This window comes from Azospirillum isscasi (assembly GCF_030849505.1).
GTDB lineage: Bacteria > Pseudomonadota > Alphaproteobacteria > Azospirillales > Azospirillaceae > Azospirillum > Azospirillum isscasi.
On the sequence record NZ_JAUJFI010000065.1, the window covers coordinates 14,112 to 28,505 of the forward strand.

A 14,394-nucleotide genomic window follows, 5' to 3' on the forward strand; every position below is an offset into this window, starting at 1 on the left:
CTGAACGGGTAGGAGGGGCTCCCCCTTGATGAACATCATCGACCGTCGCCTGAATCCGCAAGGCAAGAGCCTGGCCAACCGCCAGCGTTTCCTGCGGCGCGCCAAGGAACAGGTGGTGAAGGCGGTGCGGGATGCCTCCGGCAAACGCGGCATCCAGGACATCGAAAACGGCGAGAAGGTGACCATCTCGACCGGTGGCGTGCGGGAGCCCTCCTTCCACCGCTCCGGGGCCGGCGGCGTGCGCGACTACGTCGTGCCGGGCAACAAGGAGTATGTGGAAGGGGACACCATCGCGCGGCCCGAGGGCGGCGGCGGGCGCGGCGGCTCCGAAGGCAGCCCGGACGGGGAGGGCGACGACGATTTCCGCTTCGTCCTGTCCCGCGAGGAATTCCTGGACATCTTCCTGGAGGACCTGGAGCTTCCCGACCTCGTCAAGCAGAAGGTCAAGCAGACGGAATCCCATTCGCTGACGCGGGCGGGCTATTCGGTGACCGGCTCGCCGGCCAACCTGAACCTCGTCCGCACGATGCGGAACAGCCTCAGCCGGCGCATCGCGCTGAAGCGGCCCAAGCCGGCGGAGATGCTGGAGCTGGAGGAACTTCTGCGCGAGGCGGAGGACCGCGGCGACGATCCCGAGAAGCTGCGGGAGATGCGCGACCAGTTGGAGCGGCACTATCTCCGCTCCAAGCGCATCCCCTTCATCGACCCGATCGACGTCCGCTACAACCGGTTCGAGACGGTGCCGAAGCCGATCGCCCAGGCGGTGATGTTCTGCCTGATGGACGTCTCCGGCTCCATGACGGAGCATATGAAGGACCTCGCCAAGCGCTTCTTCATGCTGCTCTACCTGTTCCTGAAGCGGCGCTACCGGTCGGTGGACATCGTCTTCATCCGCCACACCCACGAGGCCAAGGAGGTGGACGAGGACACGTTCTTCTACTCCACCGAGACCGGCGGCACCGTGGTGTCCACGGCGCTGGAGGAGATGCAGCGCATCGTCAAGGAGCGCTATCCGGAGAACGAGTGGAACATCTACGCCGCCCAGGCGTCGGACGGCGACAACATGTCGTCGGACAACGCGCGGTCGGCGGGCCTGCTGCGGGACGGCATCCTGCCGCTGTGCCAGTATTTCGCCTACATCGAGGTGGCGGCGGAACACAACATGGGCCTGTCGGCGCTGGGCCGCGAGACGGAGCTGTGGCGCACCTACAAGACGGTCCAGGGGCCGGATTTGCCGATCGCCATGCGCCGCGTCCGCTCCCGCCGGGAGATCTTCCCCGTCTTCCGCGACCTGTTCGCCCGCGACAAGGCGGGGGTTTGATTTCCTGCCCCCCTCCCCAAACCCTCCCCCGCTTGCGCGGGAGAGGGGGCCGGTTCCCTCCACCGCGCAAGCGGGGAGGGTCAGGGAGGGGGCAAGGCTCAGCCATCGCAGGGCCGCATCAAGAACCGGGGCCGGCACCCCGCAGAGTTTCGAGAGGATGTGAGGCATGACCGCTGTGATCGACAAGCCCGACAGCCTGCTCTACGACGGGGCGGACTGGGATTACGACCAGATCAAGCGCGTCTACGACGCCATCGAGGACATCGCCCTGAAGGACATGGGCCTCAACGTCTATCCCAACCAGATCGAGGTCATCACCGCCGAGCAGATGCTCGACGCCTATTCGTCCATCGGCATGCCGCTGATGTACAAGCACTGGTCCTTCGGCAAGCATTTCGCCCGCGACGAGATGCTCTACCGCAAGGGCTACCGCGGCCTCGCCTATGAGATCGTCATCAATTCCAGCCCCTGCATCAGCTACATCATGGAAGAGAACACCATGACGATGCAGACGCTGGTGATCGCCCACGCCGCCTTCGGCCACAACCACTTCTTCAAGAACAACCAGCTCTTCCAGCAGTGGACGGACGCCGAAGGCATCCTGGACTATCTGGAGTTCGCCAAGGCCTACATCGGCCAGTGCGAGGACCGATACGGCCACCACGCGGTGGAGCGGGTGCTGGACGCCGCCCACGCGCTGATGAACCAGGGCGTGCACAAGTATCCGAAGAAGCGCAGCCTCGACCTGCGGCTGGAGCAGAAGCGCGAGCGGGAACGGCAGGAATACCAGGAGCAGACCTTCAACGACCTGTGGCGCACCGTGCCGAAGGTCTCCATCGGCGGCAGCCGCCCGTCCAAGTCGGTGTCGGAGCGCAAGAAGCTGCTCGGCCTGCCGGAGGAGAACCTGCTCTATTTCCTGGAGAAGAAGGCCCCGCGGCTGGAGCACTGGCAGCGCGAACTCCTGCGCATCGTCCGCCACATCGCGCAGTATTTCTATCCGCAGAAGCAGACCAAGCTGATGAACGAGGGGTGTGCGACCTACACCCACTACACCATCCTGAACGAGATGCACCGGCGGGGGATGATCACCGAAGGCGCGATGCTGGAATTCCTGCATTCGCACACCTCGGTGGTGTTCCAGCCGGAGTTCGACGACCAGCGCTTCTCGGGCATCAACCCCTACGCGCTGGGCTTCGCGATGATGCAGGACATCCAGCGCATCGCCGAGAACCCGACGGACGAGGACCGCTACTGGTTCCCCGACCTCGCCGGGCGGGGCGACGGCATGGGCGCGCTGCGCGACGCCTGGGCCAATTTCCGCGACGAGAGCTTCGTGCTCCAGTATCTCAGCCCGCACCTGATCCGGAAGTTCAAGATGTTCAGCGTGCGCGACGACGCGGAGGACCCCTATCTTCTGGTCGAGAACATCCACAACGAGCGCGGCTACCGCGGCATCCGCAAGCTGCTGGCGCGGCAGTACGACCTGGGATTCCTGGAGCCGGACATCCAGATCGTGGACGTGGATCTGGCCGGCGACCGCAAGCTGATCCTGCACCACCGCGTGACCAACGGCGTGCTGCTGGACGAGAGCGACGCCAAGGCCGTGCTGCGCCACATCGCCAACCTGTGGGGCTACGAGGTGCAACTGGTCGAGGTGTCGGCCCTGTCCGAAGCCATCCTGAAGGAACACGCCGTCACCGCGCCCAGCGGCATGGGGGGGTGATGTCTCACTCCGTTGCCCCCCAGCCCGCCCCCGCTGACGCAGGGGAGGGCTGGGGTGGGGGCTTTACGGCGTTGCGGAAGGCGCCTCCGGGTCCAGCGTGTACAGCTCCTGCGGGCGGCCCACGCCGCGCAGCAGGTAGCGCCCGACCGAGATCAGCCGTTCCCGGCAGTCCGGAGCGGATTCGGCGAAGGCGGAGGACAGAAGGATGTCCTGGTCCAGCGACCGGCACATGGCGGCGATCCGGCTGGCCTCGTTCACCGCCGGGCCGACGACCGTGAAGTCCAGCCGGTCCACCCCGCCGATGTTGCCGTAGAACACCTTCCCCTGGTGCAGTCCCAGATAGAAGCGCGTCACCGGCAGGCCGGCGGCGGAACGGCGGCTGTTCAGCTCCTTGCAGCGCTCCCGCGCCTCCTCCGCGGCGTCCAGCGCGGCGCGGCAGGCGTCCCCGGCGCTGGAGCGGTCGAAGACGGCCAGGATGCCGTCGCCGATGAATTTCAGAACCTGCCCGCGGTGGCGGTGGATGGCCGTCACCACCAGCTCCGCATAGTCGTTCAGCAGCGGCAGGATGACCTCCGGGGCCGCGGTGTCGGTGATGCGGGTGTAGCCCTGGAGGTCGCTGAACCACAGCACGGCGTCCAGCTCCTCCGCCACGCCGCGGCGGATGTGGCCGCGCAGCACGCGGTGGCCGGCGTCCCGTCCCAGATAGGTTTCCGCCAGCGTGTTGGCGATGTGCGCCATGGCGTGGCCGCGCAGCGCCAGCGCCAGCGTCCCGGTGAGGGTGAGCATCGCGTCCCGCTGCGCGTCGCTGAAGCCGTCCGGATGGTGCGACACCCAGGAGGAGAAGATGCAGTCCAGTTCCCCGATGGCGGCGCGGGGGCCGAGCCGGTTCACGATGGCCATGTAGTCGGTGGCGCCCTGCGCCCGCAACTCCTCGATCACCGGGAACTCGCCGCCCTCCGCGGCGTCGGTCAGCCGCAGGCGCAGCATCGTCTCGCCGGAGGTGTAGAGCCGGTGGAAGGGGCTGCGCAGCCATTTCTCGTCGATGTCGGGATCGCCGTCGCCGCCGCCGTAATCGGTCTGGCGCACCTCGGCGGCGTTGCGCCCGGTGCTGTCCCAGGTGACGACGTGGCCGGCGATGGTCGGGTGCAGCGTGTCCGCCCCGACCACCGTCCGGGTCAGCGGCACCCCCGCCGCGACCAGCCGTTCGCAGAAGCCGCCGATGAGGTCGGTTTCCGGCACTCCCCGCAGCCCGGCCTCCGCGATCCAGCGGCTGAGGTCGAGAATCCCTTGCGCATCCATGCCCGCCCTCCTGCCACAGGTCGCACCTTCTTCAACGGGGAACGGTCAGCGGCGGGACAGCGCGTCCGCGACGAAGGCCGTGACCGTTGCGAAGTCGCCGGTTGTCCGCAATTCGGCGGGCATGGCCCGAAAGTCAAGCTCCGGGCCGAAACCGATCATCGGCTTTCCGAAGCGCAGGGCGAGCCGCACCTCGTCCAGCGTCCCGTGGCGGCCCGGCAGCACGACGATGACGTCGCTGGTCAGGATGTTGACGTGGTTGCGGCTCAGCTCCGTGGGCGGGGCGCCGGGCGGCTTGCGCGCGAAGGGCGTCAGGATGGGCAGGTCGACGTAGGGGTTCGGGTAGCCGGGCAGAGGCGCATGGCCGCGCCGCGGATCGGGTTCGGACGGCAGGATGCCGATGGAGCGGCCCCGGCGCCCCGGCGTGCCGTGGAAGGCCCGCGCGGCGGCCCGCATCACCCCGTCGCCCCCGCCGGTCAGCAGGTCGTGCCCGGCCTCGGCGATCCACACGCCGAGCGGCTCGGCGTAATCCGCCCACTCGTCCTGCCCCGACCCCATGACCCCGATGATCGCCATGTCCGCCTCCCCGTCACCGTCCGCGCGGCTTCGCCCGCGCCGTGGGTTCGGCCTCCAGCGGGTTGTCGGGCCAGTAATGCTTGGGATACTGCCCCTTCAGGTCCGCCTTCACCGCCTTGTAGGCGTTGGCCCAGAAGCTGGCGAGGTCGCGCGTCACCTGCACCGGGCGGCGGGCCGGTGACAGCAGGTGGAGCAGAAGCGGCACCCGCCCGCCCGCGATGCGCGGCGTCTCGGCCAGCCCGAACATCTCCTGCAGCCGGACGGCCAGCACCGGCTCGTCCCCGTCATAGGCGATGGGAATGCGGGAACCGCTGGGCACCTCCACATGGGTCGGCGCCTCCTTGTCCAGCCGTTGCTGCATCGCCCAGGGCAGCAGGCTGCGCAGCGCGTTGCCCAGCTCCACCCGGTCGAGATGGGCGCGGCGCGACGCGCCGTTCAGGAAGGGGGCCAGCCACTCCTCCATCGTCTCCAGAAGGGCGGAGTCGGAGACGTCCGGCCACTCCTCCCCCTCCATGCGGCGCAGGAACAGGACGCGCGTCTGCCATTTGCGCAACTCGTCGGACCAGGGCAGGGCGGTCAGCCCCATCTCCCGGATGCCCTCCAGCATGGCGGCGGCGATGGCCTCGGCGGGCGGGTTGGGCAGGCGCTCGTCCTTCAGCGCCAGGGCGAACAGCATGCGGCGGCGGCGGGCCAGCACCGTCTGCTCCCGCCCGTCCCAGGCGACCAGGGTTTCGCTGCGGATGTGCTCGGCGAAGGCGTCCTCCAGCTCCGCCAGGGTGAGCGGGGCGGCCAGGAAGATGCGCGATTCGCGGGCCGCCCCGTCCAGATCGGCCACCGCCAGCCAGTCCTGGGCGCTCAGCGGTTCGGCGTCCTGGAAATAGGCGCCGCGCCCGTTGGACAGCCGGTATTGGGCGGCGGCCCCGCCCGCGTTGCCGCCGGGGCGGCGCTGGCCGATGCGGTCGGGGTAGGCCAGCGCGACCAGCAGGCCGGTGCTGCCGAGGTCACCGCCGCCGCCCTTCGCGCCCAACTGCCGTTTCCAATTCCGGGCCTGCTTCAACGCCTGCTGGGCGCCGCCGCGCTCCACGGTCAGGCCACGGCCCGCGCCGCGCACCCGGCCGCCATCTTTGCTGTTGGCATCGTCCAGCCCGCGCAAAAGCTCCACCCGCAGCCGCAGGTCGGCGTCGCGGAATCCCGGCAGGGCGCGGACGATGTCGCGCTCGCCCAGCAGGGCGGCGACCTCGCAGGCGAGCGCGCCCAGCCCCATCGCCTTGCCCTTCAGCATCATGTGGGCCAGCCGCGGGTGCACGCCGAAGCCGGCCATGCGGCGCCCGTGGGCGGTGATGCCGCCGTCCGCGTCCAGCGCGCCCAGTTCCCGCAGCAGTTCCCGCGCCTGGGCCATGGCGGCGGCGGGCGGCGGGTCGAGCCAGGCCAGCGACGACGGGTCGGCGACGCCCCACACCGCCAGCTCCAGCGCCAGCGGGGCGAGGTCGGCGTCCATGATCTCCGGCGGGGTGAAGGCGGCCAGCGCCTTGTGCGACGGCTCCGGCCACAGGCGGTAGCAGACGCCGGGCTCCAGACGGCCGGCGCGGCCCCGCCGCTGCTCCGCCGACGCCTGGGAGACCTTGGCGGTGACCAGCCGGGTCATGCCGCTGCGCGGGTCGAAGCGGGGGACGCGCATCAGCCCGCCGTCCACCACGATGCGGATGCCCTCGATGGTCAGGCTGGTCTCGGCGATGGGGGTGGCGAGCACGATCTTGCGCGTGCCCGGCGGGCTGGGGGCGATGGCGCGGTCCTGCGCGTCCGCCGTCAGGTCGCCGTAGAGCGGGGCGATCACGGTGTTCGGGCCGAGATCCGCGCCCTCCAGAAGGCTCTGCACGCGGCGGATCTCCCCGGCGCCGGGCAGGAAGACCAGGGCGTTGCCGCTCTCCTCGCGCAGGGCGCGGCGGACGGCGGCGGCCACGGCGTCCTCGGTGCGGGTGCCGGCGGCAGGGGCGTCGAGGTGGCGGGTCTCCACCGGGAAGGCGCGGCCCTCGCTGGTCACCATCGGGGCGCCGCCCAGCAGGGCGGCGACGGGGGCGCCGTCCAGAGTCGCCGACATCACCACCAGCCGCAGGTCGTCGCGCAGCGCGCCGCGCGCCTCCTGCACCAGGGCCAGCGCCAGATCGCTGTCGATTCCGCGCTCGTGGAACTCGTCGAACAGCACGGCCCCCACCGCCGGCAATTCCGGGTCCTCCTGAAGCTGGCGCAGGAACAGGCCGTCGGTCACCACCTCGATCCGGGTCTTCGGTCCGACCTTCGTGTCCAGCCGCACGCGGTAGCCGACCGTCTCGCCGACGCTTTCCCCCAGCATCGCGGCCATGCGGCGGGCGGCGGCGCGGGCGCCCAGCCGCCGCGGCTCCAGCACGATCACCTTGCGTCCGGCCAGCCAGGGCCGGTCGAGCAGGGCCAGCGGCACGCGGGTGGTCTTGCCGGCCCCCGGCGGCGCCTGGAGCACCGCCACGCCGCGCCCGTCCAGCGCGGCCAGCAGCTCGGGAAGCACGGGGTCGATGGGAAGCGGTGGGATGCTCATGGGGGCTTCAGGCAGTGGGAGAGGGCGGCGGCGCCGTGTTCCTGGCAGCGGCGAGCGCCTCGGTCAAGTCCTCCACCATGCGGGTCAGCCGGGCGATCTCCTGTTCGCGCAGCAGGTCGATCTTCTGGTGGAGCAGTTCGATCTCCAGCTCCGCCTTCAGGTTCACGTCGTAATCCTGGCTGGCCCGCCGGCGGTCGATGTCGGCCTGCCGGTTCTGGCTCATCATGATGATCGGCGCCGTGTAGGCCGCCTGGAAGGACAGGGCGAGGTTCAGCAGGATGAAGGGATAGGGGTCCCACGCCTTCACCCAGCCCAGCACGTTGGCAGCGATCCACAGGGCGAGCAGCGCCGACTGGACGATGATGAAGCGCCAGGACCCGACCAGCGCCGCCACCCCGTCGGCCACCCGCTGCCCCATCGTGCGCGCCGGCGTCCCGGCCCTGCGCGTCTCGCGCCGGTGCTGGCGCAGAAGGTGCAGCCGCTCCAGATCCTCGTGCCCCAGGGCGACGGGGTGCAGGCCGTTCGCCGGATAGCCCTTCAATCCGTTGTGCGCGGCGCTCATGGCGGACATCCCCTGCCGTTCGTGACGATGCTTCAGGATCTCTAGGCTGGGCGGGTGGCGTCGCCAAGCGCGGAACGATGGAGGGTGCGTTAAATTGTCGCAATGGTCCGCAACCGGGCAGCGATGCCGAGATCCTTTTGCGACAAGGCGTTATGGTTCGAATAACCACAATCCATTTGTGACTTAACGACCTCGGGACCCCATGGCCAGCATTCACGACCCTGCCCTGTTCCTCGCCCACGCCTGCGCGCTGGAGGAGGACGCCGCCAACCGTTTCGCCGACCTGTCGGAGGCCATGAAGATCTACGGCAACGCGGACGTCGCGGCCTTCTTCGGCAAGATGGCCGAATTCTCGCGCCTGCATCTGGCGGATGCCCGCAAGCGCTCCGCCTTCCGCGACGTGCCGGCGCTGGCGCCGGAAGACTTCCAATGGCCGGAGGGCGAAAGCCCGGAAGCGGCCTCCATGGAAGGCTCGCACTATCTGATGACGGTGGAGTATGCGCTGGAGCTGGCGCTCGACAGCGAAAAGCGCGGGCACGCCTTCTACGCCGATGTGGCCGCCACCACCACGGACCCGGAGGTCCGCATGATGGCCGAGGAGTTCGCCTCCGAAGAGGCGGAGCATGTGGCGGAGCTGGAGCGCTGGATCGAGCGCTTCCCCAAGAAGGGATAAAAGCCGTTTCCCGCGGTTTCCGCCGGTGCGGGAACCGCGGGAAGGACGGAGCGCCCGCCTTACTTGGTCAGGTCGGCGTAGTCGATTTCGTACTTCTTGTCCGCCGGCTTGAAGGTCTTGAAGGCGGCGATGACGTCATCCACCGACACGCCCGCCGGCACGTTGAGAATTTCGTACACGACCGAGCTGCCGCTGGTCGGGCCAACGTCGGCGTTGCGGTGAGCCTGGGTAATCAGGCCCTCGCCGGCCTTCTTGATCATGATCGAAGCCATATCCGTTCCGTCTCCTGTTACACGTCGCCCGACGCAGTAATATCCATAACTCGAATAAGGGTATGGGGCCAATGGATAAATTGCTGCGCTGCGTCAGCGCCGCGTGATCCAGAGCGCGGTCACGTCGTCGTGCAGCCGTTCGCCATGGGCCGCGGCGTGGCGGGCCATCAGGGCGGGCAGGGGGCGGTCGGGGGCATCCGCGGCCGCCTGCCTGGCCAGTTGGAGCAGCCCGTCCTCCCCCAGCATGGCGCCGTCAGCGTCCAGGGCCTCGCTCAGCCCGTCGGAGTAGAGGAACAGCGTGTCGCCGCGCCGCAGCGGCACCCGGTGGTTCGTGTAGGCCGAATCCCGGAAGGCGCCCAGGAACAGGCCGGCGGCGTCCAGCCGGCGGAAGCGGTGCCCGCTCGCCACGATGGGGCTGGGCGCCGCCGCCGCGGCGTAGAGCAGCGAATCGTCGGCCCGGTCGATCACCCCGTAGAAGGCGGTGGCGAACTGGCCCAGCGGCAGGATCTCGCCCAGCCGCAGATTCAGTTGCCGCAGCAGGCGGGCGGGGTCGCGCAGCTCCTCCGGCGGGGTGCGGGTCAGCAGCGTGTGCAGGCGGAAGGCGTTGATCGCCGCGGCGATGCCGTGGCCCGACAGGTCGGCGGCGAAGACCCCGACGCGGGTCCCGTCGAACTCGAAGGCCGTCCAGAAATCGCCGCCGATCTCGTCCGACGCGCGGAAGACCGAATCCACGGTCAGCCCGTGGCGGTCGGCCAGCGCCGCCAGCTCCGCCGGTTCAGGCACCAGGGCAAGCTGCATGGCGCGGGCCTGCCGCAGGTCGCGCTCCACCCGCTCGCGGAAGGCGCGCAGCTCCTGCACCATGGACCGGCGTTCCAGGTGATAGCGCACGCGGGCGATGCACTCGCCGGGGTTGATCGGCTTGGCGATCAGGTCGGTCGCCCCGGCGCTGAAGCAGACCGTCCTCATCTGGTCGGAGTTCAGTGTGCTCTGCATCAGGATCGGCAGGTCGCGCCAGCGCGGGTCGCCGCGCAGGCTGCGGCAGACGGCGATGCCGTCCATCCGCGGCATGGCCGTGTCGAGGAGCAGCAGGTCGGGCGCAAAACTCTCCAGCCGCTCCATCACCTCCTCGGCGGTCGAGGCGAAGGCGACCTGGGTGATGCCGGCCCATTGCAGGAAACGGGTCAGGGTCTTGCGGTTGAAGACGCTGTCGTCGGCGATCAGCACCCGGCAGCCGCCCAGCGGGATGCCCAGCTCCATCCCGTAGACCGACGCCCCGGACCCCTGGCCGGCGGGGCTCGGCGGAGCGGCGGCGCCGTCCGTGCGGGGGAGCACCGCCATGGCGCGGGCGTGGCCCATCGCTTCCCTCCGCGCCGCGTCAGTCGTCGATGTTGAACATGGTGTGGAACTTGGCGATCGTGATCAGGCGCCGCACCTCGTTGCGGGCGCCGCGGATCGCGAAGTCCAGGTTCCGCCGCTGCGCCGTGTCGCGGGCGATGATGAACATGCCCAGGCCGGAGGAGTCCACGAAGTCCAACCGCGACAGGTCGAACACCATCCGGTGCCCCGCCGGGCGTTCGAAGGTGGCGATGACGTCGCGGAACGTGTCGTGGTCGGCAAAGGTCATGCGCCCGCTCAGCACGATCTCGGTGCTGGCCGGGGCCTCGCGGACGGAGAAATCCATGGCGGCGCTCATCTGTGGTTCACCCGTGGCCGAAGAGAGGCGCATTCCCCGCCGGGCAACCCCCGGCGTGGACGCGGGCGCATTCTAGGGCGCGGGGAATTGCACTTTGATGACGCCGCCGTGTCACCCTCGGGTCATTGGGCGGTTCATGGGCGGGTCATTGGAGGCCGATGCGGGCCGACCCTATGGCAGCGCGGCCTCCTCCACCCGCGGGCGAGAAAGCCGTTCGGCGATTCTACCGGCCAGCCAGGCCGAATAGGCGTCGCGGCCCTCCGGTCCCAGCATGCCGCTGCGGCAGAAGGACGCTGCCCGGCGCGCCGAGTCGGGGAAGCGCCACAGCGGCAGGTCCTCCTCCCCGCTCAGCCGGTCGAGCGCCTTCGGGAGATAGCCGTTCCCCGGACCGTACAGGCGCTCCTCCACCGCCGCCGGGCGGGGCGGAACCAGCAGGGCGACCCGCACCCCCGCGGCCCGCGCCTGACCGGCGAAGCGGCGCACCCGCTCGAAGGCGGACGAGGCGGCGTCCAGCCGGACGGCGGTGCCGCGGTTCGCCACCCAGCGGTCCGCGGCGGTGCCGGTCCAGCCCGACGGCCCGGTGGGGCGGCAGGGCTTGGCGTATTGCTGGGCGATCTGGTCCGGCAGGTAGGCGCGTCCCAGCACCGCCACCTCCGCCAGGTGGGAGCCGTAGCGGCGCAGCCCGGCGATCGCGCTGCGTTCGGCGAACAGCAGATCGGCGTCGAGCAGCACCAGGGCCGGCTTCAGCTTCAGCACGTCGCCCAGCATCGCTTCGAAGTCGGCGATCCGGGCATGGTCGTGGACGATGCGCAGGAAATGCAGGCGCTCCACCCCGTGCTTCGCCGCCAGGGTGGCCATGCCCGGCTCGTCCAGGGTCGCGTGGCGCAACGCGGAGTCGCCCAGCGCCACCACCACGGTCGGGGACAGGTCCCGCGCCGCCCGGTCCGCCGTGGCGGCGATGCGGTTGGTGTTGTACCAGACGAAGGGCTGGTCGTAGAGGGTGTAGCCGGTCCAGAAGGCCCCCGCCGTCCCGGCCGCGAACAGGGCGGGAATCACCGCAAGCAGCGTGATCCACAGCCGCCGCGGCTTCGCCTGCGGGCCGGTCCGTTCCCGCCGGTCTCCATGCGGTTCGACGCGCGGTGCGACACGCCCGGTCATCGGCCTCCTGCTCCTCCCTGCGGCGCGCGGCGCCCGGTGCCTCAACGCTTCGGGACGCGGCTGGGTCCCGTGCGTTTATTCCGTGGCCCATGGCGGAAAGGAGCTATGACGAAGAGGGGCGGCTGTGGGGGCGTGCCGGAGTAGCCGCATCCCGGCGCTTTCGTGTAGTCTTTCCCGAAAGGCGAAGCACGCACTGAGGAACAGGATGAGCACCGAAATCCGCACCTTCACGATCCCCGACGCGATTGCGGAAGAGGCCCAAGGGCAACTGTCCTCCTTCCTGCGAACGGTCGAGGTGCAGCGCATCGACACCGCCTACGCCGATGGCGGATGGCGCGTTCTCGTCCTCTTCAAGGACCTGAAGCGCAAGGAGGAATCCCTCCAGATCGAGGCCGCGATCAACGCCGCCCTCAACAACTGGCGGGACCGCACGGCGGCCCGCGACGGGCTGCCGCGCGAAGCCGTCCTGCCGGACGAGCTGGTGCCGGAGATCGCCCGCTTCGCTCCTACGACCGAACGCGAGCTGTCCATCATCGTCGGCGCCCGCGACCTCGGCGTCGGCCAGCATGGCGGGGAGATCGTGCAGGTTGTCCGCGCGACCCTGGACGAGTTGATCGACTGACGGAAAGGCGACCGGCCCAAGGGCCTAGGCCGCAAGGCCCAAGGGCCTAGGCCGCAAGGCAAGGCGGCGGCTTTGCTGCTGCGCCGAAAGGGAAGCGGAACCCGCCGTAAGCCTGATTCCAGCCGCCCCCGCTCTGTGCCAGCATACCTCCGTATTTTGCGGCAATGCAGCATGGCGGGGCCATGGACGGGACATCCGGATCGAAAGGCGGCGCTCCCGATTACCGCGCGATAGCGCGGGAACTGGAAGACTTCAGCCGTCAGGCGGCGGAGCGCGCGGCGGCCACCGGCGACGGCACCATGGACGCCCTGGCGCGTCGGCTCGGGCGTCACGCCCAACAGATCCGGCACGATCTGGCGGAGGCCCCGACGCGGCGGTTCGGCTGGCGGCTAGGCCTTCTCCACCTTCAGCAGGGTGCCTTCGGCGCCGACGATGCGGACGCGGGTCCCGGCGGGGAGGTCGGGTCCTTCGACGGTCCAGAGCCCGTCACCGATCTGCGCCCGGCCCCGTCCGTTGACGATGGGGCTGTCCAGCGTGTGCAGCGTCCCGATGTATTGCGCCGTCCGGCGGTTCAGATGCGGCGTGTGCGTCGTATGCGCTGACCCCCGGGACAGGAGGCGGGTGCCGGCGACCGCGGCGATGGCGAGCAGGGCGAACAGCAGCCCCTGATGCTCCCACGGCAGGGATGGCCAGACCAGCACCACCAGGCCGACCAGGGCGGCGGCCCCGCCCAGCCACAGGAACGCTGCCCCCGGCGCCACCGTCTCCAGCGCCCCCAGCAGGACGGCCAGAACCCACCAGTGCCAGAATTCGATCATCGCCGTCCCGCCTTCGGAAGTTCGTCCAACGTCACGACTCCGGCGATGCCGGCGCCTCGTCCCTGTTCCGTTCGTCCCTGTTCCAGGGGCCGCGCGGCGCCGGGGCGGCGGAGCGGTTCGGGAAGGCTTCGCGGGCGATTTCCGCGATGCCTCCGATGGCGCCGATCACGTTCGCGGCCTCCAGCGGCATGAACAGCACCTTCTGGTTCGGTGCCGCGGCCACCGCCGTCAGGGCGTCCACGTAACGCTGGGCGACGAAATAGTTGATGGCCTGGGCGCTGCCCCCGGCGATGGCGTCGGAGACCAGCCGGGTGGCCTCGGCCTCCGCCTGGGCGGAGCGCTCGCGGGCCTCGGCGTCGCGGAAGGCGGCCTCGCGCCGGCCCTCGGCCTGGAGGATGGCGGCCTGCTTGGCGCCCTCCGCCCGCAGGATGGCGGCTTGCCGCTGGCCTTCCGCCTCCAGAATGGCGGCGCGGCGGTCGCGCTCCGCCTTCATCTGGCGGGCCATGCTGTCCACGAGGTCGCGCGGCGGCTGAATGTCGCGGATCTCGATGCGGGTCACCTTGACGCCCCAGGGGCTGGTCGCCTCGTCCACCACGCCCAGTAGGCGGGCGTTGATCTGGTCGCGCTGGGACAGCAGCTCGTCCAGGTCCATGGAGCCCATGACCGTGCGGGTGTTGGTCATGGTCAGGTTCAGGATGGCCAGTTGCAGGTTGTTGACCTCGTAGGACGCCTTGGCCGCGTCGATCACCTGGAAGAAGACCACGCCGTCCGCCGTGACCATGGCGTTGTCGCGGGTGATGACCTCCTGCGAGGGAACATCGAGCACGGTTTCCATCATGCTCTGCTTGCGCCCGATCCGGTCGATCAGCGGCAGCAGCAGATGCAGGCCCGGCTGGAGCGTGCGGGTGTAGCGCCCGAACCGCTCCACCGTCCATTCCTGGCCCTGGGGCACGGTCCGCACGCCCAGAAGCACCATTGCCAGCGCGAAGACCAGAAGCGCGATGACGAAAAGCGTAAGGCCGCTGACCACCATTGCCGCAACTCCTGCCGGTCGATCACTCTCGGACCATGCCACGGCGCCGCTGCCGGGGCCAGAGCTTCAGCCCAGCAG

14 protein-coding genes are annotated in these 14,394 nt (G+C 69.9%); 4 read left to right on the forward strand and 10 right to left on the reverse strand.

Annotated features, from left to right (window positions below):
- Positions 1-28 precede the first annotated feature (28 nt).
- The gene (locus QSG27_RS14580; RefSeq protein ID WP_306707293.1) at positions 29-1,321 is read left to right on the forward strand and encodes a YeaH/YhbH family protein; all 1,293 of its coding nucleotides are present in this window, start codon (positions 29-31) and stop codon (positions 1,319-1,321) included.
- Between the two features lie 166 nt (positions 1,322-1,487).
- On the forward strand, positions 1,488-3,044 hold the full coding sequence (locus QSG27_RS14585; RefSeq protein ID WP_306707295.1) for a SpoVR family protein: 1,557 nt from the start codon (positions 1,488-1,490) through the stop codon (positions 3,042-3,044).
- A gap of 63 nt (positions 3,045-3,107) precedes the next feature.
- Here the strand turns inward: QSG27_RS14585 and QSG27_RS14590 are convergent, their stop codons facing one another.
- From QSG27_RS14590 to QSG27_RS14605, 4 genes are read right to left on the reverse strand one after another with little or no spacing between them, the layout of a single operon-like run.
- A complete protein-coding gene (locus QSG27_RS14590; protein ID WP_306707297.1) occupies positions 3,108-4,343 on the reverse strand; it encodes an adenylate/guanylate cyclase domain-containing protein in 1,236 nt (411 codons plus the stop codon).
- Between the two features lie 45 nt (positions 4,344-4,388).
- Positions 4,389-4,916, reverse strand: a complete 528-nt coding sequence (locus QSG27_RS14595; RefSeq protein WP_306707299.1) for an SLOG cluster 4 domain-containing protein — start codon at positions 4,914-4,916, stop codon at positions 4,389-4,391.
- 13 nt (positions 4,917-4,929) lie between these two features.
- Positions 4,930-7,485, reverse strand: coding sequence for an ATP-dependent helicase HrpB (gene hrpB / locus QSG27_RS14600; RefSeq protein WP_306707303.1), 2,556 nt, complete (start codon positions 7,483-7,485; stop codon positions 4,930-4,932).
- A 7-nt stretch (positions 7,486-7,492) separates the two neighbouring features.
- On the reverse strand, positions 7,493-8,047 hold the full coding sequence (locus QSG27_RS14605; protein ID WP_306707305.1) for a DUF1003 domain-containing protein: 555 nt from the start codon (positions 8,045-8,047) through the stop codon (positions 7,493-7,495).
- A 202-nt stretch (positions 8,048-8,249) separates the two neighbouring features.
- Here QSG27_RS14605 and QSG27_RS14610 point away from each other — a divergent pair, with 202 nt between their 5' ends.
- A complete protein-coding gene (locus tag QSG27_RS14610; protein WP_306707307.1) occupies positions 8,250-8,720 on the forward strand; it encodes a ferritin-like domain-containing protein in 471 nt (156 codons plus the stop codon).
- A 59-nt stretch (positions 8,721-8,779) separates the two neighbouring features.
- On the opposite strand, the gene QSG27_RS14615 is transcribed toward QSG27_RS14610, so the two are convergent.
- The 4 genes from QSG27_RS14615 to QSG27_RS14630 all read right to left on the reverse strand — a co-directional run bounded on the left by QSG27_RS14615 (position 8,780) and on the right by QSG27_RS14630 (position 11,843).
- Positions 8,780-8,992 carry a hypothetical protein gene (locus QSG27_RS14615; RefSeq protein ID WP_306707309.1) on the reverse strand — a complete coding sequence of 71 codons (213 nt, stop codon included), beginning with the start codon at positions 8,990-8,992 and terminating at the stop codon, positions 8,780-8,782.
- Between the two features lie 93 nt (positions 8,993-9,085).
- On the reverse strand, positions 9,086-10,348 hold the full coding sequence (locus QSG27_RS14620) for a PP2C family protein-serine/threonine phosphatase (protein ID WP_306707311.1): 1,263 nt from the start codon (positions 10,346-10,348) through the stop codon (positions 9,086-9,088).
- A 19-nt stretch (positions 10,349-10,367) separates the two neighbouring features.
- Positions 10,368-10,685 (reverse strand): STAS domain-containing protein, encoded by a 318-nt coding sequence (locus QSG27_RS14625; protein WP_306707313.1) that lies wholly within the window; start codon positions 10,683-10,685, stop codon positions 10,368-10,370.
- A gap of 171 nt (positions 10,686-10,856) precedes the next feature.
- Positions 10,857-11,843, reverse strand: a complete 987-nt coding sequence (locus QSG27_RS14630; RefSeq protein WP_306707315.1) for a hypothetical protein — start codon at positions 11,841-11,843, stop codon at positions 10,857-10,859.
- A 205-nt stretch (positions 11,844-12,048) separates the two neighbouring features.
- Here QSG27_RS14630 and QSG27_RS14635 point away from each other — a divergent pair, with 205 nt between their 5' ends.
- On the forward strand, positions 12,049-12,465 hold the full coding sequence (locus QSG27_RS14635) for an HRDC domain-containing protein (protein WP_306707317.1): 417 nt from the start codon (positions 12,049-12,051) through the stop codon (positions 12,463-12,465).
- Between the two features lie 389 nt (positions 12,466-12,854).
- Here the strand turns inward: QSG27_RS14635 and QSG27_RS14640 are convergent, their stop codons facing one another.
- Positions 12,855-13,283, reverse strand: coding sequence for an NfeD family protein (locus QSG27_RS14640; protein WP_306707319.1), 429 nt, complete (start codon positions 13,281-13,283; stop codon positions 12,855-12,857).
- A gap of 31 nt (positions 13,284-13,314) precedes the next feature.
- The gene (locus QSG27_RS14645) at positions 13,315-14,316 is read right to left on the reverse strand and encodes an SPFH domain-containing protein (RefSeq protein WP_306707320.1); all 1,002 of its coding nucleotides are present in this window, start codon (positions 14,314-14,316) and stop codon (positions 13,315-13,317) included.
- Positions 14,317-14,394: the final 78 nt, after the last annotated feature.

What these genes read in the sequence shown, in the direction of transcription:
- QSG27_RS14580 (WP_306707293.1), top strand. Translation starts at nt 29, where the DNA reads ATGAACATCATCGACCGTCGCCTGAATCCGCAAGGCAAGAGCCTGGCC.
- QSG27_RS14585 (WP_306707295.1), top strand. Translation starts at nt 1,488, where the DNA reads ATGACCGCTGTGATCGACAAGCCCGACAGCCTGCTCTACGACGGGGCG.
- QSG27_RS14590 (WP_306707297.1), bottom strand. Translation starts at nt 4,343, where the DNA reads ATGGATGCGCAAGGGATTCTCGACCTCAGCCGCTGGATCGCGGAGGCC.
- QSG27_RS14595 (WP_306707299.1), bottom strand. Translation starts at nt 4,916, where the DNA reads ATGGCGATCATCGGGGTCATGGGGTCGGGGCAGGACGAGTGGGCGGAT.
- hrpB (WP_306707303.1), bottom strand. Translation starts at nt 7,485, where the DNA reads ATGAGCATCCCACCGCTTCCCATCGACCCCGTGCTTCCCGAGCTGCTG.
- QSG27_RS14605 (WP_306707305.1), bottom strand. Translation starts at nt 8,047, where the DNA reads ATGAGCGCCGCGCACAACGGATTGAAGGGCTATCCGGCGAACGGCCTG.
- QSG27_RS14610 (WP_306707307.1), top strand. Translation starts at nt 8,250, where the DNA reads ATGGCCAGCATTCACGACCCTGCCCTGTTCCTCGCCCACGCCTGCGCG.
- QSG27_RS14615 (WP_306707309.1), bottom strand. Translation starts at nt 8,992, where the DNA reads ATGGCTTCGATCATGATCAAGAAGGCCGGCGAGGGCCTGATTACCCAG.
- QSG27_RS14620 (WP_306707311.1), bottom strand. Translation starts at nt 10,348, where the DNA reads ATGGGCCACGCCCGCGCCATGGCGGTGCTCCCCCGCACGGACGGCGCC.
- QSG27_RS14625 (WP_306707313.1), bottom strand. Translation starts at nt 10,685, where the DNA reads ATGAGCGCCGCCATGGATTTCTCCGTCCGCGAGGCCCCGGCCAGCACC.
- QSG27_RS14630 (WP_306707315.1), bottom strand. Translation starts at nt 11,843, where the DNA reads ATGACCGGGCGTGTCGCACCGCGCGTCGAACCGCATGGAGACCGGCGG.
- QSG27_RS14635 (WP_306707317.1), top strand. Translation starts at nt 12,049, where the DNA reads ATGAGCACCGAAATCCGCACCTTCACGATCCCCGACGCGATTGCGGAA.
- QSG27_RS14640 (WP_306707319.1), bottom strand. Translation starts at nt 13,283, where the DNA reads ATGATCGAATTCTGGCACTGGTGGGTTCTGGCCGTCCTGCTGGGGGCG.
- QSG27_RS14645 (WP_306707320.1), bottom strand. Translation starts at nt 14,316, where the DNA reads ATGGTGGTCAGCGGCCTTACGCTTTTCGTCATCGCGCTTCTGGTCTTC.